The sequence below is a fragment of the Streptomyces sp. NPDC094143 genome (genome assembly GCF_040303825.1).
Classification (GTDB): Bacteria; Actinomycetota; Actinomycetes; order Streptomycetales; family Streptomycetaceae; genus Streptomyces.
Genome location: NZ_JBEOTZ010000028.1, coordinates 80,431 through 98,893 on the forward strand (window position 1 = coordinate 80,431; position 18,463 = coordinate 98,893).

Annotated in this window: 17 protein-coding genes and 1 pseudogene; 5 read left to right on the forward strand and 13 right to left on the reverse strand. The window is 72.5% G+C overall.

Features of this window, described 5'->3' with window-relative positions; genetic code table 11:
- Nucleotides 1-257 precede the first annotated feature (257 nt).
- From ABTZ58_RS29415 to ABTZ58_RS29445, 7 genes are all read right to left on the reverse strand, one after another.
- Nucleotides 258-1,301, reverse strand: a complete 1,044-nt coding sequence (locus ABTZ58_RS29415; protein WP_351363065.1) for an NUDIX hydrolase — start codon at nucleotides 1,299-1,301, stop codon at nucleotides 258-260.
- 144 nt (nucleotides 1,302-1,445) lie between these two features.
- Nucleotides 1,446-1,646, reverse strand: a complete 201-nt coding sequence (locus ABTZ58_RS29420; RefSeq protein WP_094052079.1) for a hypothetical protein — start codon at nucleotides 1,644-1,646, stop codon at nucleotides 1,446-1,448.
- 66 nt (nucleotides 1,647-1,712) lie between these two features.
- The gene (locus ABTZ58_RS29425) at nucleotides 1,713-1,949 is read right to left on the reverse strand and encodes a hypothetical protein (protein ID WP_351363069.1); all 237 of its coding nucleotides are present in this window, start codon (nucleotides 1,947-1,949) and stop codon (nucleotides 1,713-1,715) included.
- A 453-nt stretch (nucleotides 1,950-2,402) separates the two neighbouring features.
- Nucleotides 2,403-4,799: an ATP-binding cassette domain-containing protein gene (locus tag ABTZ58_RS29430; protein WP_351363072.1), complete on the reverse strand. Its 2,397-nt coding sequence runs from the start codon at nucleotides 4,797-4,799 to the stop codon at nucleotides 2,403-2,405.
- Between the two features lie 99 nt (nucleotides 4,800-4,898).
- Nucleotides 4,899-5,315, reverse strand: coding sequence for a VOC family protein (locus ABTZ58_RS29435; RefSeq protein ID WP_351363075.1), 417 nt, complete (start codon nucleotides 5,313-5,315; stop codon nucleotides 4,899-4,901).
- Between the two features lie 10 nt (nucleotides 5,316-5,325).
- The gene (locus ABTZ58_RS29440) at nucleotides 5,326-5,802 is read right to left on the reverse strand and encodes a helix-turn-helix transcriptional regulator (protein ID WP_351363078.1); all 477 of its coding nucleotides are present in this window, start codon (nucleotides 5,800-5,802) and stop codon (nucleotides 5,326-5,328) included.
- A gap of 720 nt (nucleotides 5,803-6,522) precedes the next feature.
- On the reverse strand, nucleotides 6,523-7,476 hold the full coding sequence (locus ABTZ58_RS29445; protein WP_351363081.1) for an ROK family protein: 954 nt from the start codon (nucleotides 7,474-7,476) through the stop codon (nucleotides 6,523-6,525).
- A gap of 273 nt (nucleotides 7,477-7,749) precedes the next feature.
- On the opposite strand from ABTZ58_RS29445, the gene ABTZ58_RS29450 reads away from it, so the two are divergent.
- Entirely contained in the window at nucleotides 7,750-8,736 is a 987-nt protein-coding gene (locus ABTZ58_RS29450; RefSeq protein ID WP_375141736.1) for a LacI family DNA-binding transcriptional regulator, read from the forward strand.
- Between the two features lie 6 nt (nucleotides 8,737-8,742).
- The gene (locus tag ABTZ58_RS29455) at nucleotides 8,743-9,558 is read left to right on the forward strand and encodes a hypothetical protein (RefSeq protein ID WP_351363084.1); all 816 of its coding nucleotides are present in this window, start codon (nucleotides 8,743-8,745) and stop codon (nucleotides 9,556-9,558) included.
- Here the strand turns inward: ABTZ58_RS29455 and ABTZ58_RS29460 are convergent.
- Nucleotides 9,504-11,423 carry a serine/threonine-protein kinase gene (locus ABTZ58_RS29460; RefSeq protein ID WP_351363087.1) on the reverse strand — a complete coding sequence of 640 codons (1,920 nt, stop codon included), beginning with the start codon at nucleotides 11,421-11,423 and terminating at the stop codon, nucleotides 9,504-9,506. The two genes, ABTZ58_RS29455 and ABTZ58_RS29460, sit on opposite strands and share 55 nt — an antisense overlap.
- 137 nt (nucleotides 11,424-11,560) lie before the next feature.
- Nucleotides 11,561-12,862: a DUF6986 family protein gene (locus tag ABTZ58_RS29465; protein WP_351363091.1), complete on the reverse strand. Its 1,302-nt coding sequence runs from the start codon at nucleotides 12,860-12,862 to the stop codon at nucleotides 11,561-11,563.
- Between the two features lie 194 nt (nucleotides 12,863-13,056).
- Here ABTZ58_RS29465 and ABTZ58_RS29470 point away from each other — a divergent pair, with 194 nt between their 5' ends.
- Entirely contained in the window at nucleotides 13,057-13,962 is a 906-nt protein-coding gene (locus ABTZ58_RS29470; RefSeq protein WP_351363094.1) for an endonuclease/exonuclease/phosphatase family protein, read from the forward strand.
- 59 nt (nucleotides 13,963-14,021) lie between these two features.
- On the opposite strand, the gene ABTZ58_RS29475 is transcribed toward ABTZ58_RS29470, so the two are convergent.
- From ABTZ58_RS29475 to ABTZ58_RS29490, 4 genes are all read right to left on the reverse strand, one after another.
- Nucleotides 14,022-14,984, reverse strand: coding sequence for an electron transfer flavoprotein subunit alpha/FixB family protein (locus tag ABTZ58_RS29475; RefSeq protein ID WP_351363096.1), 963 nt, complete (start codon nucleotides 14,982-14,984; stop codon nucleotides 14,022-14,024).
- Nucleotides 14,985-15,039: 55 nt separating this feature from the next.
- Nucleotides 15,040-15,828, reverse strand: coding sequence for an electron transfer flavoprotein subunit beta/FixA family protein (locus ABTZ58_RS29480; RefSeq protein ID WP_309096809.1), 789 nt, complete (start codon nucleotides 15,826-15,828; stop codon nucleotides 15,040-15,042).
- Nucleotides 15,829-16,047: 219 nt separating this feature from the next.
- On the reverse strand, nucleotides 16,048-16,539 hold the full coding sequence (locus ABTZ58_RS29485) for a flavin reductase family protein (RefSeq protein ID WP_351363100.1): 492 nt from the start codon (nucleotides 16,537-16,539) through the stop codon (nucleotides 16,048-16,050).
- A gap of 83 nt (nucleotides 16,540-16,622) precedes the next feature.
- Nucleotides 16,623-17,036, reverse strand: a complete 414-nt coding sequence (locus ABTZ58_RS29490; RefSeq protein WP_351363157.1) for a TlpA family protein disulfide reductase — start codon at nucleotides 17,034-17,036, stop codon at nucleotides 16,623-16,625.
- Between the two features lie 78 nt (nucleotides 17,037-17,114).
- Between ABTZ58_RS29490 and ABTZ58_RS29495 the strand changes: the two are divergent.
- Both ABTZ58_RS29495 and ABTZ58_RS29500 read left to right on the forward strand, forming a co-directional pair.
- A pseudogene (locus ABTZ58_RS29495) lies at nucleotides 17,115-17,532 on the forward strand (DUF4395 domain-containing protein).
- Between the two features lie 187 nt (nucleotides 17,533-17,719).
- The gene (locus ABTZ58_RS29500; protein WP_309096807.1) at nucleotides 17,720-18,448 is read left to right on the forward strand and encodes a lysophospholipid acyltransferase family protein; all 729 of its coding nucleotides are present in this window, start codon (nucleotides 17,720-17,722) and stop codon (nucleotides 18,446-18,448) included.
- The last annotated feature ends 15 nt before the right edge of the window (nucleotides 18,449-18,463 follow it).

Below are 18,463 nucleotides of genomic sequence, written 5' to 3' on the forward strand. Positions count from 1 at the left end.
ATTACTTCCGCCGTGAGACTCTGCGGACTTTCGCAATGGCGTGCGAGTCCGGTCAAGCCGCGCAGGGGCCGGAAAAGGGATCGTTTGCGGTCCTGGAGAAGTGTTGACGAGAGCGGGGAATGTGATTGCCCGCGGCGTGACGGAGTGCGGGAGATTCCTTGGGAATCGCTTAGGAGTGTCTCCGGCGGCGTTTCCTCTCGCTTTCCCCTCGGAATCCCCCGGGCCGGGTAAAGGGCGTGGGCTCGGGATGCGGAGGGTCAGCCGACCGGGACGCCGGCCTCCAGGTAGAACGCCGCTCCGCGCTCGCGTGCCCGCAGGGCCCAGCGCAGTCGCTCGTAGCGCACGGGCGGCAGCAGTTCGGCGGCCTCCTCCTCGGTGACGAACCGCCAGTCGCGCAGCTCCGGCCCGGGCAGCAGCATCTCGCCGGCCTCCGCGGAGTCGAGCCGGCCGCCGTCGAAGAGCAGGCGCAGTCCGCCGAAACCGGGCGGTACGGGGCGTTCCCAGTCGACGACGAGCAGGCCGGGCACCTCGTCGAGGCGGATGCCGGTCTCCTCGGTGACCTCGCGCATCCCGGCGCGGGCGGGCGCCTCACCGGGTTCGACGACGCCGCCGGGGAACTCCCAGCCGGCCTTGTAGGTGGGATCGACGAGGAGTACGCGGTCCTGTTCGTCGAAGAGGAGCACACCGGCGGCGAGTGTCTCGGCGGTGGGCTCGGGCGTCTGGACGATGTCGCAGACGGGCACGGAGCCGCTGTTCAGGGCCTCGGCGATGCGGGCGGCGGCCTGGTACGGGGTCAGGTGGCTGGTGTCGACGGGATGGGCGTCGGCGGTGAGCCAGGAGGCGAGGGCGGCGCGGTAGGGCTCGATGTGGTCGAAGGACCACCGGCGTATGCGCAGCTCGCCGTCGGGCAGGTCGGGCGGTATCTCACGGCCCGCTATACGCTTCCGCAGTATCGTTTCGGCCGGGGCGAGCAGGATGTGGCTGACGGCGATCCTGCGCGCGGCCAGTCCGCCGAAGATCTCGTCCCGGTACTCCTGGCGCAGCAGGGTCATGGGGACCACGAGGGTCCCGCCGAGCTCCGCGAGCATCGCGGCGGCGGTGTCGATCACGAGCCGGCGCCAGATCGGCAGCTCCTGGAAGTCGCCGACCTCGGCGAGGTGTTTCGGCGGCAGCAGGTACCGGAGCGCTCCGCCGATGACCTCGGGGTCGAAGAGCGTGCTGTTCGGGATCAGTTCGATCAGTTCCTGTGCGGTGGTGGTCTTTCCCGCACCGAACGCGCCGTTGATCCAGACGACGGTCACAGGTCCCCCTCTTCTGTTGGCCCCCTGAGGCTTGCCCGCTCCACCCTGCCACGGAAACCAGCCCCAGTTGAGGGCGCATGACGACGGCGCCGGCGCCCCCGCGTGCGGGAGCGCCGGCGCCGTCGGCCGGGGCCGGGCGGCTCGTCAGCCCTTCTCGTTCTTCTCGCTGCCGTCCTCCCGGTCCAGGGACAGGCTGTCCTTGGCGACGGTCTCGTCGAGCGTCTTGAGGGTGTCGTCCACGCTGAGGGTGCCCAGGTTCTCCGTGAGGGCGTGCGACGGGGTGACCGCCGCGACGACGAAGCCGGTGGCGAGGGAGGCGATGGCGAGCATGCTGCGCTTCTTCATGCCCGGCACAACGCCCGGACCCGCTCCGGGGTCACGCGGGCGCGTACGACCGGGCGAAGCGGGGCCTCACGCGAGGTCGTCCTCGGAGCCGCCGCCCCAGCTGTCCGGGCCGCCGCCGCGCCACTCGATCAGCCCCGACGCCGTCACGTACGCCTCGTCGGCGTCCTCGATCCCCGCGCGCCGCAGGAACTCGGCGACGTCCAGCAGCCCGTAGGCGATGCCGAGGAACTGGTCGTCCACACGGACCCGCCGGCCGCCGTCCGCGGCGGGCGGGTAGACCACGACGGGTTTCACGGACGCCATGCCACCACCCTGCGCGGGGGCGGCCCGGGCCGCCCCCCGGAGGCGTCCGTTCGGCCGACCCGACGACCGGGGCGTCCCGGGCTGCGGGACGGGGTCGGGCCGGGCCGCCCCACCGGATACCGAGCAGCCACGACCGGCGAGCACCCCCGGAAGGCGACGGACAACCCCGGCGGGACGAGCCGTCCGGCCAGGGACCGGACGCAGCCGCACGGCGCGAGGACAGCATCGGACGCCCCACGGAGGAGGCCGTTCGGCCAGGCCAGGAGCCGCGGCTCGATGCCCGCGGCGGAACGGGCTGTGGGATCGGGCCAGGCCGCCCTGCCGGAGACCCAGGAGCCGCGACCGGCCCGGGGGCTGCCGGAAGCGGTGGAGAGCCCCGGCGGGACGGCATGTCCCGGCCAGGGCTCTCCGAGCAGCCGCGGAGCGGGCCATCGGCCTTCTGCGTGGGTCGTGTCAGGCGCCCACGTACGTCGCCAGGTGCTGCCCTGTCAGCGTGGAGCGGTCCGCGATCAGGTCGGCCGGGGTGCCCTCGAAGACGATGCGGCCGCCGTCGTGACCGGCACCGGGGCCGAGGTCGATGATCCAGTCGGCGTGTGCCATGACCGCCTGGTGGTGCTCGATCACGATCACCGACTTGCCCGCGTCGACGAGCCGGTCCAGCAGGCCGAGCAGCTGCTCCACGTCCGCGAGGTGCAGGCCGGTGGTCGGCTCGTCGAGCACGTAGACGCCACCCTTGTCGGCCATGTGCGTGGCCAGCTTCAGCCGCTGCCGCTCGCCGCCGGACAGCGTGGTGAGCGGCTGGCCGAGGGTGAGGTAGCCCAGCCCGACATCGGCGAGCCGCTCCAGGATGCGGTGCGCGGCCGGGGTGCGGGCCTCGCCCGTGCCGAAGAACTCCTCCGCCTCGGTCACCGACATCGCGAGCACCTCGCTGATGTCGCGGCCGCCGAGCCGGTACTCCAGCACGGAGGCCTGGAACCGCTTGCCCTCGCAGTCCTCGCAGGGGGTGTCGACGCCGGCCATCATGCCGAGGTCGACGTAGATGACGCCGGCGCCGTTGCAGGTGGGGCAGGCGCCCTCGGAGTTGGCGCTGAACAAGGCCGGCTTCACACCGTTGGCCTTGGCGAAGGCCTTGCGGATCGGATCGGCGAGCCCGGTGTACGTCGCCGGGTTGCTGCGGCGCGAGCCCTTGATCGGGCTCTGGTCCACGGAGATCACACCCGCGTCGGCCGGGATCGAGCCGTGCAGCAGCGAGCTCTTGCCCGAGCCGGCCACACCGGTCACCACGGTGAGCACCCCGAGGGGGATGTCGACGTCGACGTCCTGGAGATTGTTGGCCGAGGCGCCCCGGATCTCCAGCGCGCCGGTGGGCTCGCGGACCGTCTCCTTGAGCCGCGCCCGGTCGTCGAGATGCCGTCCGGTGACGGTGTCGGCTGCGCGCAGCCTCTCGACCGTGCCCTCGAAGCAGACGGTGCCGCCGGCCGTCCCGGCGCCGGGACCCAGGTCGACGACGTGGTCGGCGATCGCGATGGTCTCCGGCTTGTGCTCCACGACGAGGACCGTGTTGCCCTTGTCCCGCAGCCGCAGCAGCAGGTCGTTCATGCGCTGGATGTCGTGCGGGTGGAGGCCGATGGTGGGCTCGTCGAAGACGTAGGTGACGTCCGTGAGGGAGGAGCCGAGGTGGCGGATCATCTTCACCCGCTGCGCCTCACCGCCCGAGAGCGTGCCCGCCGGCCGGTCGAGCGAGAGGTAGCCGAGGCCGATCTCCACGAAGGAGTCGAGGGTGCCCTGCAACGCGGTGAGCAGCGGTGCCACCGACGGCTCCGTCAGACTCCGCACCCACTCCGCCAGGTCCCGGATCTCCATGGCGCAGGCGTCGGCGATGCTGACCTTGCCGATCCGCGACGAACGGGCCGCCTCGGTCAGCCGCGTGCCGTCGCACTCGGGGCAGGTGGTGAAGGTGACCGCCCGCTCCACGAACGCCCGGATGTGCGGCTGCATCGCCTCCTTGTCCTTGGACAGGAACGACTTCTGGATCTTGGGGATCAGGCCCTCGTAGGTGAGGTTGACTCCGTTGACCTTGACCTTGGTCGGCTCGCCGTAGAGGAAGTCCTGCATCTCCTTCTTGGTGAACCGGCGGATCGGCTTGTTCGGGTCGAGGAAGCCGGACTGGGCGTAGAGGCCGACGGTCCAGACGTTGTCGGACTTCCAGCCGGGGATGGTGAACGCGCCCTCGGCGATCGACTTGGAGTCGTCGTAGAGCTGGGTCAGGTCGATGTCGGAGACCTTGCCGCGGCCCTCGCAGCGGGTGCACATGCCGCCGGTGCGGGAGAAGGTCGCCTTGACCGTCCTGGTCTTCTCCGCTCCGCGGTCGACGCGGATGCCGCCGCTCGCGCTGACCGAGGCGGTGTTGAAGGAGTAGGCGCTGGGCGGGCCGATGTGCGGCTCGGCGAGCCGGCTGAACAGGATGCGCAGCATGGCGTTGGCGTCGGTGGCGGTGCCGACCGTGGAGCGGGGGTCGCCGCCCATGCGCTGCTGGTCGACGGCGATCGCGGTGGTGAGGCCGTCCAGCACGTCGACCTCGGGCCGGGCCCGGTTGGGCATGAAGCCCTGCAAAAAGGCGCTGTAGGTCTCGTTGATCAGCCGCTGCGACTCGGCCGCGATCGTGTCGAACACCAGTGAGCTCTTGCCCGAGCCGGAGACACCGGTGAAGACCGTCAGCCGGCGCTTGGGGATCTCGATGCTGACGTCCTTGAGGTTGTTCTCGCGCACGCCGTGCACGCGGATCACGTCATGGCTGTCGGCGAGGTGCGGCCCGGGCGATCGTCTGTCCGTCGTCGTGGCCTTGCTCATGGTGGCTCCATCTGTCGGGCGGGGCTGCCGCGCTCGGACGGTCTCGTCCCCGCGCCGCACCCCTCGGGGCGCGGCGCGGGGTGGGTACTGCGGGGGCTGCTACTGCCCCTTGAGCTGCTGGATGCGGACCATGTTGCCCGCGGGGTCGCGGAAGGCGCAGTCGCGGACGCCGTAGGGCTGGTCCACCGGTTCCTGCACCACCTCGGCGTCGCCCGCCTGCAGCCGCTCGAAGACGCCGTCGACGTCGGTGGTGGACAGCACGATGCTGGCGTAGGTGCCCTTGGCCATCATCTCGGTGATGGTGCGGCGCTCGTCGTCGGTGATGCCCGGGTCGGCGGCCGGCGGGTGCAGCACGATGCTGGTGCCGGGCTGGCCGGCGGGGCCGACCGTGATCCAGCGCATGCCCTCGTACCCGACGTCGTTGCGGACTTCGAAGCCGAGGGTGTCGCGGTAGAACGCCAGGGCGGCGTCCGGGTCGTCGTGCGGCAGGAAGCTGGCGTGAATGTTGAGGTCCATGGCCCTCACGCTAGTTTCGGCTCGTGGTGGGCGCTTCTCGATTCCTGACCGGTCTGGTGACCTGCTTGGCGACGCACGACGGGATCCCGGCGGTCGCTCGCGCCGCCTCCCGCCGATAGGCGCTGGGGGGCATGCCGACCAGCTCGGTGAAGCGGGTGCTGAAGGTGCCCAGCGACGAGCAGCCGACCTCGAAGCACACCTGTGTGACGCTGAGGTCGCCGCGGCGCAGCAGCGCCATCGCGCGCTCGATACGGCGCGTCATGAGGTAGCTGTACGGCGACTCGCCGTACGCCTGACGGAACGCGCGGCTGAGATGTCCGGCCGACATGTGCACCCCCCGTGCCAGCGCCTCGACGTCCAGCGGCTGCGCGTACTCCCGGTCGATCCGGTCCTTGACCCGGCGCAGCCGGGCGAGATCGCTCAGCCGCTGGGCCGAGGCGGGTCTGCTGCTGCTCACATGCGCGATCGTGCCACATCGCACGGACATGCGGTCGAATTCAGGGACAGAGCGGCCGGCCCTGCTGCGGGCCGGCCCGCAGCAGGCGCGGTCGATGTCGAAGGTGCCGAGCCACCATGCCACGCGCGGCAGGTGCCCACCCGCGGTGAGCCGGCACCGGGCGAGGACCGCCGCTCCGGCGCTTCACCACGCCACCTCCGCGGCACGCTCTCCACCGCGGTCTGGTGTCCGCGCCCGGCGGGATCGACCATGCCGGGCTGTCCCGTCCACTCCTCGGTGAAGACCCCGTCCGCCCCGAACACGACCACCGCCGACACGAGCCGGAGGTCGGCCGGGACGGCCGCCACGGCGAGCGCCCTGTCAGAAGGCGCAGGCAGGCGGGCGCCGGTCCCAGCAGCCGGGCCGCGGGGGTCCCGTCCCGGCGGGTCCCGTCCCGGCGGGTCCCGTCCCGGCGGGTCCCGTCCCGGCGGGTCCCGTCCCGGCGGGTCCCGTCCCGGCGGGTCCCGCCGGGCGGGTCCCGTCCCGGCGGGTGTCCGGTCGAGGCGCCGGTCGCGCACCGGCGCGACCGCGGCGAAGGCCGGTGCGGCCGGGGCCGCCGCCCATCCGGTCATGAGGACGAGCCCGGAGAAGACCACAAGGAGACTCACGCGGGGCCGGATGCCGCGCCGTTCGGAGGGGTCCCCTCCGGATCAGGGAGCGGTGGGGTGCGGGGAACGCCGCACCCCTCTGCCTGAACGTTCCTGCCGGCAGTCAGACCCCCGCGGCCGCCGGGTCCGTCCGCCGGGTCAGCACGGCCGCCGCCGCCCCCACCAGGCCCGCGTCCGTGCCCATCTGGGCCGGTGCCACGGTGAGGTGCTGGACGAAGGACAGGGTCGCGTAGGTGCGCAGGGCCTCGCGCAGGGGCGTGAAGAGGATGTCGCCCGCCTTGCCCACTCCCCCGCCGATCACGACGATGTCGATCTCCACGAGGGTGGCGGTGGCGGCGATCCCGGCGGCCAGGGCCTGGGCGGCCCGCTCGAAGGAGGCGACGGCGACCGGGTCGCCGGACCGGGCGGCGGCGGCCACCGCGGCGGCGGAGGTGTCCCCGTCCGGGCCGGGCCGCCAGCCGTTGTCCAGGGCGCGGCGGGCGATGTTGGGGCCGCTGGCGATGCGCTCCACGCAGCCGTGCGAGCCGCAGGGGCACAGGTCGCCGTCGAGGTCGACGCTGATGTGGCCGATGTGCCCGGCGTTGCCGGTGGGCCCGGCGTGCAGCCGCCCGCCGAGCACCAGACCGCCGCCGACGCCGGTGGAGACCACCATGCACAGGGCGTTGTCGTGGCCGCGGGCGGCGCCCTGCCAGTGCTCCGCCGCCGTGATCGCCACACCGTCGCCGATCAGCTCCACGGGCAGGTCCCCGGTCGCGGCCCGGACCCGGGCGACGAGCGGGTAGTCGCGCCAGCCGGGCACGTTCACCGGGCTGACCGTCCCCGCCGAGGCGTCCACGGGCCCGGCGCTGCCGATCCCGACGGCCGTGGCGCGCGGCCACAGCGGCGACGCGCCGAGCTCGCCGAGCACCTGCTCCACCGCCCGCATCACGGTGTCGCCGTCCTCCCGGGCGGGCGTCGGCCGCTGGGCGCGTGCCAGGATCCGGCCCTGGCCGTCCACCAGAGCGCCGGCGATCTTGGTGCCGCCGATGTCGAGCGCGGCCACGAGGTCGGTGTGCATCAGTGTCGGATCTCCCCGTCAACCATGAGAAAAACGCCGAGAATAGCCATCGGGCAGGGCAAAGCGCGGACCGGCCCTGCGGCGGTGCGCCGGTCCGGAGTTCGCGGTGGACAGTCTCCCCCGAGCCTGACAACGTTGTCCAGGCTCTATGCTCGACGCCACATCCTCATACAGACCCAGGACCGACGCATCCCCGTGGACGACAGGACAGGACACCGCACCGTGCCCCAGACGCACCTCCGATCCGCAACGCGCTACGGCAACCGTCCGACGATGAAGGACGTCGCCGCCCGTGCCGGGGTCGGCCTCAAGACGGTCTCGCGGGTCGTGAACGGAGAGCCGGGGGTCACGCCGGAGACGGAGCGACGGGTCCAGGAGGCGATCGACGCGCTCGGTTTCCGCCGCAACGACAGCGCGCGGGTGCTGCGCAAGGGCCGCACGGCGAGCATCGGCCTGGTCCTGGAGGACCTCGCGGACCCGTTCTACGGACCGCTGAGCCGGTCGGTCGAGGAGGTGGCCCGCGCACACGGCGCCCTGCTGATCAACGGCTCCAGCGCGGAGGACCCGGAGCGCGAGCAGGAACTGGTGCTGGCCCTGTGCGCCCGGCGGGTGGACGGGCTGGTGGTCATCCCTGCCGGGGACGACCACCGGTATCTGGAACCGGAGCTCAAGGCGGGCGTGGCCACGGTGTTCGTGGACCGGCCGGCCGGGCACATCGACGCCGACGTGGTGCTGTCGGACAACTTCGGCGGCGCCCGCGACGGCGTGGCCCATCTCATCGCGCACGGGCACCGCCGGATCGGTTTCGTCGGTGACATGCCCCGCATCCACACCGCCGCCGAGCGGCTGCGCGGCTACCGGGCCGCGATGGAGGACGCGGGCATACCGGTGGCGGACTCCTGGATGTCCCTCGGGGTCACCGACCCCGAGCGGGTGCGCAGGGCCGCCGAGGAGATGCTGTCGGGGCCGGACCCGGTCACCGCGATCTTCGCGGGCAACAACCGGGTGACGGTCACCGTGATCCGGGTGCTCGCCGAGCAGACCCGGCGGGTCGCCCTCGTCGGCTTCGACGACATCGAGCTGGCCGACCTGCTGCAGCCGGGCGTCACGGTCGTCGCCCAGGACGCGGCGGACATCGGCCGCACCGCGGCGGAACGTCTCTTCCGGCAGCTGGACGGCAGCCTGCTCAGCCCCGAGCGCATCGAACTGCCGACCCGTCTGATCACCCGCGGCTCGGGCGAGATCCCCCCGGCGGACTGAGCGGCCATGCCCCGCCCCGTGGAACGGACGCTGCGAGCCCTCGGCCTCGCCGACGCGCCGCGCCGGCATCCCCTGCTGTATCCGGGCGCGTGGCCCGCCGGCTCGGGGATCCTCGACGGGGACCGCTTCCTGCCGCCCGAGCGGCTGGTGTACGACGACCGCACGCCCGTCCTCGCCATCGGCTCCAACGGCTCCCCGGGCCAGTTGCGGCACAAGATGCGCGAGTTCGGTATCAGCACGCCGCTGCCGATGGTGCAGGCCCGGGTGACCGGCGTCGACGCCGGGGTCTCCGCGCATGTGAGCCGCATGGGCTACGTGTCGGCGTCGCCGGTCGGCGCCCCGGACACCGTGCGCGCGTTGTTCGTGCTCTGGCTGGACGCCGAGCAGCTCGCGGTGATCGACGCGAGCGAGGGTGTACCGGTGCCGGGCGGCAACTTCGACCGGGCCTGGCTGCCCGCACCCGACCTACGGGTCGACCTGGCGGACGGTACGCGGCTGCCCGGCGCGTACGCCTACGTCAACCGGCACGGCGTCCTGCACGACGGCACGGGCGTGCCGCGCACCCACCCCGGTCAGCGCCAGCTGCTCACCGAACTGCTCGTCGCGCTGCCGCGGCTGCGGGAGCTGTTCGGGGTGGTGCCCGAGGAGTTCTGCGCACAGGCCCGCGCCGACCGGCGGCTGTGCGAGCGGGGCACCCGGCTGTTCGTCGAGGAGAAACTGGTGACGGCCTCCGGTCTTGAGCGGTACGCGGCGGCCGCGGTGCGCCGTCAGCAGAGCGGGAGCCCGGGGACGGGCCCGTCGTTGTCACCGCCCCTGACGTAGACGTCGCTGACCCAGACGTCCGTGTTGCCGCTGTCGTCGTCGGTCTTCGCCCACCAGACGTTGGTCCACTCGCCGTACGTCTCGCGGCGGCCCAGGTTCTGCTGGCAGTAGAAGTAGTTGGTGCCGGCGTTGAGGATGCCCACCTTGGTGCCGGAGGCCGTGTAGGAGTCGGCGGTCTTCCAGACCTGGCAGTCGTACTTGCCGCCGCCGATGGCGTGGCAGGCCGGGGCCGGGGTGCTCGTACCGCCGCCGGTCGTACCGCCGGTTCCAAAGCCGCCTCCGGAGGACTTGGCGGGGGCCGAGGTGGAGGGCCGGCCGGAGGGCTCGGGCGTGTTCTCGTCCCCGGGCTTCGCGGACGGGTCCTCGCCCTTGCCGTCTGCCTTCCCGTCTTTCCCGTCTCCCTGCCGTGTGGGCCTCGGGGCGTTCGAGCCGTCGTCGGTGCGACCGGGTTCGGAGGCCGCGGCTCCGGCGACGTCGGGCCGTGCGTCCGGTGCCGAGCCGTCCCCCTTCCCGAGCAGGGCGACCGTGGTGCCGGCCACCGCGAGGACGACGGCGACGGCCGCGGCGGCGAGGAGGGCGCGGGTCTTCTTGCGGCGGGCGGTGGGGTGAGGGCTCACCGGGCCGGTCGGGGCGGTGCCGCTCACCTCGCCCGGACCGAAACCCTGCGTGCCGGCGCCCGGGCCGTGCGGACCCGACGCCTGCGCACCGGTGCCGGGGGCGCCCGGGAAGCCGGTGCCCGGATCCTGCGGGCCGGCGCCCGGGAAACCGGCGCTGGGACCCTGCGGGCGACTGCCGGGCGCGTCCTGGCCCGCCGTGCCCCCGGTACCGGACGCCCCGGAGGGCGGGCCGAATCCCGTGTCCCGGCTCTCCTGTGGCGCGGCGGCGCCCTGGAGCGGCTGCTGCGGCGGTCCGAACCCCGGCGGCACCGACGGCACACTGCGCTCGGTCTCCGGGCGCGGGGGCGTGGCCGCCGGGCCGCGCAGGGTCGACGTCGGCGTGTCCGTGCCGCCCGACTCCGCCACCGCCCGGAGCAGTTCGCGGGCCTGGCCGGCCTCGGGGCGGGCCTCGGGACGCTTGTCCAGCAGGCGCTGCAGCACCGGGGCGAGCGGGCCGGCGCGGCGGGGCTCGGGCAGCGGCTCGGTGACGATCGCGGTGAGCGTGGAGAACGTGGAGGTGCGGCGGAACGGCGAGGCGCCCTCGACGGCCGCGTACAGCGTTGCGCCCAGGGCCCAGACGTCGCAGGCGGGGCCCGGCTCGGCGCCCTGGGCCCGCTCGGGGGCCAGGTAGTCCAGGGAGCCGACGAGTTCGCCGCTGCGGGTCAGGTGCGTGGCCGAGCCGTCGCCCGGGTCGTCCATGGTGGCGATGCCGAAGTCCGTGAGGACGACCCGGCCGGAGTGGTCGAGCAGGATGTTGCCGGGCTTCACGTCCCGGTGCAGGACGCCCACCCGGTGGGCGGCGGCCAGCGCCTCCATGACCTTCGCGCCGATCCCTGCGGCCTCGTGCGGGTCCAGCGTGCCGCGGTCGCGCAGGACGTCGTCCAGTGACGGTCCGTCGACCAGTTCCATGACGATGAGCGGGCGCCCGTCGACCTCGGCGATGTCGTGCACGGCGATGACGCCGGGGTGACGGACCCGGGCCGCCGCCCGCGCCTCGCGCTGCATGCGCAGCTGCAGACCGGCCAGTTCGGGACCGGGCGCGTCGGTGTAGGTGCGCAGTTCCTTGACGGCGACCTCGCGGCCGAGGACCTCGTCGACGGCCTTCCAGACGACGCCCATGCCGCCGCGCCCCAGCTGGGCCGTGACGCGGTACCTGCCCGCCAGCAGCCGGCCGGTCCCGTCCGCCTGCCCGTACTCCCCCGTCGACACCGCTGCCCCGTTCCCTCGAGCCCACCGGATCCGCTGACGCGTCCGTATGTGGCGCACAGACTACGGGGCCGCGGTGACGGCGACAGCGTTGTGGTGCGGGCTGTGACCGGGCCGGTACGGGCCGGCCGGCGGACCCTTCAGGCGGACGCGGTCAGGTCGCCTCGGCGGGGTGTCGCGAAGCTCTCCAGGTCGGTCCGGGTCAGGCCGGTGAGCCGGGCGACCTCGCCGATGTCGAGGGCGCCGCAGTCCAGGCCGCGCAGCAGGTAGCCGCTGAGGGCCTTGGCGGTGGCGGGTTCGTCCATGACGTCGCCGGCGGTGCGGTTGGCGTAGCGGGTGAGGCGGGCGGCGGCCTGTTCGAAGCCCTCGCGGTAGAAGGCGAAGACGGCCGCATACCGGGTGGGGAGGTGGCCGGGGTGCATGTCCCAGCCCTGGTAGTAGGCGCGGGTCAGGGCGCGGCGGGTGAGGCCGTAGTGCAGGCGCCAGGCGACGTGCACCTTCTCGGTGGGGCCGACCGGCAGGACGTTGGTGGAGCCGTCCGAGACGCGGACACCCGTCCCGGCCGCGGCGACCTGCATGACGGCCTTGGCGTGGTCGGCGGCGGGGTGGTCGCTCGCCTGGTGGGCGGCGGAGACGCCGAGGCAGGCGCTGTAGTCGAAGGTGCCGTAGTGCAGTCCGGTGGCGCGGCCCTCGGCGGCCTGGATCATGCGGGCGACGGTGGCGGTGCCGTCGGCGGCGAGGATGGACTGGCTGGTCTCGATCTGGATCTCGAAGCCGATCCGGCCGGGTTCGAGGCCGTGGGTCTCCTCGAAGGCGTCCAGCAGCCGGGCCATGGCGGTGACCTGCTCGGCGTAGGTCACCTTGGGCAGGGTGAGGACCAGGCCCGCGGGCAGGCCACCGGCCTCCATCAGGCCGGTGAGGAAGATGTCGAGGGTGCGGATGCCCCGGGCGCGCACGGGCGCTTCCATGCACTTCATGCGGATGCCCATGTAGGGCGCCGCGGTGCCCTCGGCATACGCCTCGGCGACGATCCGGGCGGCGCGGGCGGCGGCCTCGTCCTCCTCGGCGTCGGGGCGGCCGCCGTAGCCGTCCTCGAAGTCGACGCGCAGGTCCTCGATCGGCTCGCGCTCCAGCTTCGCCCGCACGCGCGCGTGGACGGGCTCGGCGAGTTCCCCGGGCAGGCCGAGGACGGCGGCGAAGGCAGCGGCGTCGGGTGCGTGTTCGTCCAGGGCGGCCAGGGCCCGGTCGCCCCAGGAGCGGATCGTGTCGGCGGCGAAGGCGTCGCCGGGCACGTAGACGGTGTGGACGGGCTGGCGGGTGCCGGGGTCTCCGGGGTAGCGGCGCTCCAGTTCGGCGTCGACCGGGGCGAGGGAGGCGCTGATCTCCTCGCTGACGGCGCCCGCGAGGCTCGTCGCCACCTTCTCCTGCTGGCCCTGACCCATTCCGCGATCCTCCTGTATTCCGCTGTACGGAATCAATAATCCGTAGAGCGAAGTTATCGGCCGACCTTCGGCCTGGTCAACACCGCCCTGACGTGGGATTCCCCATCCTTCCCCCTCGATCGCTGCAGACCCGCCCTCAACTTCCGTATTGAGCAGGCAGGCTTCATCCTGACGTGCAAGGGGAGGGAGATCACGTGCCGAACGAGGCCCGAGTGACGCGCCGCCACGGGCTCAAGGCAGCGGCGGCCGCCGCCGTCGCGGGACCGCTGCTCACCACCGCGGGGCCCACCCGGCCCGCCACCGCCGGCGAGCACGCGGGCGCACTGAACGTCATGACGTTCAACGTGCGCTTCGGGACCGTCGTCGACGAGACACCGCGCTGGTCCGTGCGCCGGCCGGTGATGCGGGAACTGCTGCGCCGCGAGCGACCGCACGTCATCGGCACCCAGGAAGGGCTCTACCGGCAGGTGCGCGCGATCCGGACGGATCTGGGCGAGCACTACGACTGGATCGGCGTCGGACGCGGGGGCGGCAGCAAGGACGAGTTCATGGCGATCTTCTACGACACACACAGACTCGACCCGGTCGAGTTCGATCACTTCTGGCTGTCCGGCACCCCGTACACGATCGCCTCGAACACCTGGGGCGCGGACTGGCTGCGCATGGTCACCTGGGTCCGTTTCGCCGATCTCGCCCGCGACGGACGGGAGTTCTACGTCCTCAACACCCACCTGGACAGCGTCAGCCAGTACGCCCGGGAGCGCTCCGCGGGGCTCATCGGCGAGACGATCGCCCAGTGGGACCGGTCGTTGCCGGTCATCGTCACCGGGGACTTCAACGCGGACGCCCACCACAACCGGGTGTACGACCTCATGCTGGACATCCCACTGGTGGACGCCTGGGACACGGCGGCCTCGCGGGGCCCCGCGTACGGGACGTACCACGGCTACCGGGGACCCAGGCCCGGCGGGCGGCGCATCGACTGGATCCTCACCACGCCCGGGGTCACCACGCACTGGGCCCGGATGAACACCTTCAGCCTGAACGGGACCTACCCGAGCGACCATCTGCCGGTGCAGGCCTCGATGACCCTGGGATGACAAGAGGCCCCCGCGACCGTTCGCGCGGTCACGGGGGCCTGCTGCTGCCGGGGAGGCGATCAGCCCTTGCGGGCCTTGATCTCCTCGGTCAGGGCCGGGACGACGTCGAAGAGGTCGCCGACGACGCCGTAGTCGACGAGGTCGAAGATCGGGGCCTCGGCGTCCTTGTTGATCGCCACGATCGTCTTCGAGGTCTGCATACCGGCGCGGTGCTGGATCGCGCCGGAGATGCCGGAGGCGATGTACAGCTGCGGCGACACGCTCTTGCCGGTCTGGCCGACCTGGTTGGTGTGCGGGTACCAGCCGGCGTCCACCGCGGCGCGCGAGGCACCGACGGCCGCGCCGAGGGAGTCGGCGAGCGCCTCGATGATCGCGAAGTTCTCCGCGCCGTTGACGCCACGGCCACCGGAGACCACGATCGCGGCCTCGGTCAGCTCCGGACGGCCCGTGGACTCACGCGGCGTACGGCCGGTGACCTTGGTGCCGGTGGCCTGAGCGGAGAAGGACACGTTCAGGGCCTCGACGCTGCCTGCGGCCGGGGCGGCCTCGACGGCGGCGCTGTTCGGCTTGACCGTGATGACCGGGGTGCCCTTGGAGACGCGGGACTTGGTGGTGAAGGACGCGGCGAACACCGACTGGGTGGCCACCGGGCCCTCGTCGCCGGCCTCCAGGTCGACGGCGTCGGTGATGATGCCGGAGCCCAGGCGCAGCGCCAGGCGGGCGGCGATCTCCTTGCCCTCGGCGGAGGAGGGGACCAGCACGGCGGCCGGGGAGACGGCCTCGTGCGCCGCCTGGAGGGCGTCGACCTTCGGCACGACCAGGTAGTCGGCGTATTCGGCGGCCTCGTGGGTGAGCACCTTGACCGCGCCGTGCTCGGCGAGGGTGGCGGCGGTGCCGGCGGCGCCGTTGCCCAGCGCGACGGCGACGGGGTCGCCGATGCGGCGGGCGAGGGTCAGCAGCTCCAGGGTGGGCTTGCGGACGGCACCGTCCACGTGGTCGACGTAGACGAGAACTTCAGCCATGGGACTTCTTCTCTCCTGCTTGCGAAAGATGAGGGGCGGTCGGCGAATGCGGGGCTCAGATGAACTTCTGGCCCGCGAGGAACTCAGCGAGCTGCTTGCCGCCCTCGCCCTCGTCCTTGACGATCGTGCCCGCGGTACGGGCCGGGCGCTCGGTCGCGCCGTCGACGACCGTGTAGGCGCCCTCCAGGCCGACCTCCTCGGCCTCGATGTCGAGGTCGGACAGGTCCCAGGACTCCACCGGCTTCTTCTTGGCCGCCATGATGCCCTTGAAGGACGGGTAACGCGCCTCGCCCGACTGGTCGGTCACGGACACGACCGCCGGCAGGGAGGCCTCCAGGTTCTCGGAGGCGGCGTCGCCGTCGCGGCGGCCCTTGACGGTGCCGTCCTCGACCGAGACCTCGGAGAGCAGGGTGACCTGCGGGACGCCCAGGCGCTCGGCGAGCAGCGCGGGGACGATGCCCATGGTGCCGTCGGTGGAGGCCATGCCGGAGATGACCAGGTCGTAGCCGGCCTTCTCGATCGCCTTGGCCAGGATCAGGGAGGTGCCGATGGCGTCGGTGCCGTGGATGTCGTCGTCCTCGACGTGGATCGCCTTGTCGGCGCCCATGGACAGCGCCTTGCGCAGGGCGTCCTTGGCGTCCTCGGGGCCCACCGTCAGGACGGTGATCTCCACGTCGTCGTCGGAGTTCTCGGAGATCTGCAGTGCCTGCTCGACCGCGTACTCGTCGAGTTCGGAGAGCAGACCGTCCACGTCGTCCCGGTCGACGGTCAGGTCATCGGCGAAGTGCCGGTCGCCAGTGGCGTCGGGCACGTACTTCACAGTGACAACGATCCTCAAGCTCACGCCGGCTCTCCTACTGCATCGTCATTTCTCGGCTGCCTCTTGCAGGCAGCATAGGCGCCTCAAGCGGCCGATCCCGGTCGGGGCGACCCACGCTCCGAGCGAAATATTACTCGTCAGTACACAGAGTTCGTTCCCGCTAAGCAAGCGCTTTGAACTGTGACCTTCGCAACGCAGCGTAACCGGAACTCGACGGTCACGCAGTCCGGGGAGAGGCCCGGATCAGCCGCCCAGGCGCCGGAAACGTCCCTGGTGGTAGAGGAGGGGACGGCCGGTGCCGGTGAGGTCTCCGTGCACGACCTCGGCGATGACGATGCGGTGGTCCCCGGCCGGTACGCGCGCGACGACCCGGCCGACCAGCCAGGCGAGCACGCCGTCCAGTACGGGGACACCCTCGGGCCCTTCCCGCCAGGCGGTGGGCGCGCCGAAGCGGTCGGCTCCGCTGCGGGCGAAGGTGGCGGCCAGCTCCTGCTGGTCTTCGCCGAGGACATGGACGCCGACGTGGCCGGCCTCGGCCATCGCGGGCCAGCTGGAGGCGCTGGTGCCGACGCCGAAGGAGAGCAGGGGCGGCTCGGCGGAGACGGAGGTGAGGGAGGTGGCGGTGAAGCCCACCGGACCGGCGTCGCCACGGGCGGTGATGACGGCGACGCCCGCGGCGTGCCGCCGGAAGACCGAGCGGAAGAGATCGGTCGTGGTCAGAAGGTCCGCAGGCATGGGGTCAGACTGACGATAAAGGGTCGGCGCAGTCAAGTTCGTTTCCTGATGTGGGAGATGACTCACCGACGGCGCCATGCCCCTCACACCGCCTCCCCCAGCGCCGCGATCACGTCGGCCTTGCGCGGCTGCCCCACGGCCCGCCGCACCACCCGGCCCTCGGCGTCCAGGACCAGCACGGTCGGGGTCTTGAGGATGTCCAGCCGCCGCACGAGCTCCAGCTGTGCCTCGGCGTCGATCTCGACGTGGGTCACGCCCGGAACCAGACCGGCGACCTCTCCGAGAACCCGCCGGGTGGCGCGGCAGGGCGCGCAGAACGCGCTGGAGAACTGCACGAGAGTGGCCCTCTTCCCGAGCTCCGCGCCCAGGTCCGCCGCACCGAGCCGCCTGTCCTCGTCCCGCCCGCGCACCCGCACTCTCCCGCTCCGCCGCTTGTGCAGCACTCCGAAGGCGCTCGCCGCCGCGAGCACCGTCACGCACACCACCAGTCCGGTCATCATCTGCTGCAAGCGTTCACGAGACCGCAAAGATTCCCGCTCCCGCAACGGCGCGTGGCTGCGGAATGCTTGGTTCCCATGGACCTCGACGCAAGAGGGCCGCGCTTCGGCGCGGCCGTCACGACCGTCGTGCCGGCGGCGGTACTGATCACGGGGGGGCGCGTGGCTGCTGGCGTGGCAGACGCTGGCGTTCCTGCTGGGAGCGGCGGGCGGGGTGCGCCGGTCGCCGTACGGATGGCTGTTCGCCCGTGCCGTACGGCCGCGGCTCGGGCCGCCGGCCGCCTTCGAGGCGCCCGAACCGCCGCGTTCCGCCCAGGCGGTGGGGCTGCTGTTCGCCGGGCTCGGCCTCGTGGGCTACACCCTGGGCCCCGAGTGGCTCGGACTCGCGGCGGCCGGCGCGGCGCTCGCGGCCGCTTTTCCGAACGCGGCGTTCGGGTACTGCCTGGGCTGCGAGTTGTACCTGCTGGTGCGGCGCGTGACGGTGCGCGCGGAGTAATGCGGGCGTAAAAGGACGAGGTGGGGATCGGCGGCTACGTGACGAGAATCTCTCCGGCTGGGGGCACGGAGACTGGCTACCCGGCCGTTCTTGGGGCACCATCTGCGACAAGCCGTAAACCTACGGCTGCGTAACTTGTCCGCTGGGAATCCCTTCCCAGGCAGAGCAGGAAGGGTCCGAACCGCCCATGGCAGAGCTCGTCTACCGTCCCGTCGTCGGTTTCGCCCGCACGCTGTTCAAGGTGTGGGATCTCAAGATCGACTGTCAGGGTTCGGAGAACATCCCGCGCTCGGGCGGCGCCGTGCTGGTGAGCAACCACATCAGTTACCTGGACTTCGTCTTCAACGGCCTGGCGGCGCTGCCGCAGAAACGTCTCGTGCGCTTCATGGCGAAGGAGTCGGTCTTCCGGCACCGGATCTCCGGTCCGCTGATGCGCGGGATGAAGCACATCCCCGTGGACCGCAAGCAGGGCGAGGCCGCCTACGCACACGCCCTGGACTCGCTGCGGTCGGGCGAGATCGTCGGGGTCTTCCCGGAAGCCACGATCTCGCCGTCCTTCACGCTCAAGAGCTTCAAGACGGGCGCCGCGCGCCTGGCGCAGGAGGCCGGGGTGCCGCTGATCCCGATGGCGGTGTGGGGCACGCAGCGGCTGTGGACGAAGGGCCAGCCGCGCAACTTCAAGCGCAGCCACATCCCCGTCACCATCCGGGTGGGCGAGGCGATCGAGGCCTCGCGCGACAAGTACGCGGGCGCGATCACGCGGCAGCTGCGCGACCGCGTCCAGGAACTCCTGGAGGCCGCCCAGCGCGCCTACCCCGTACGCCCCAAGGGCCCGGACGACACCTGGTGGATGCCGGCGCACCTCGGCGGCACGGCCCCGACGCCGGAGCAGGTGCGGGCGGCCGAGGCGCACTGACGCCCGGGCGTCCGC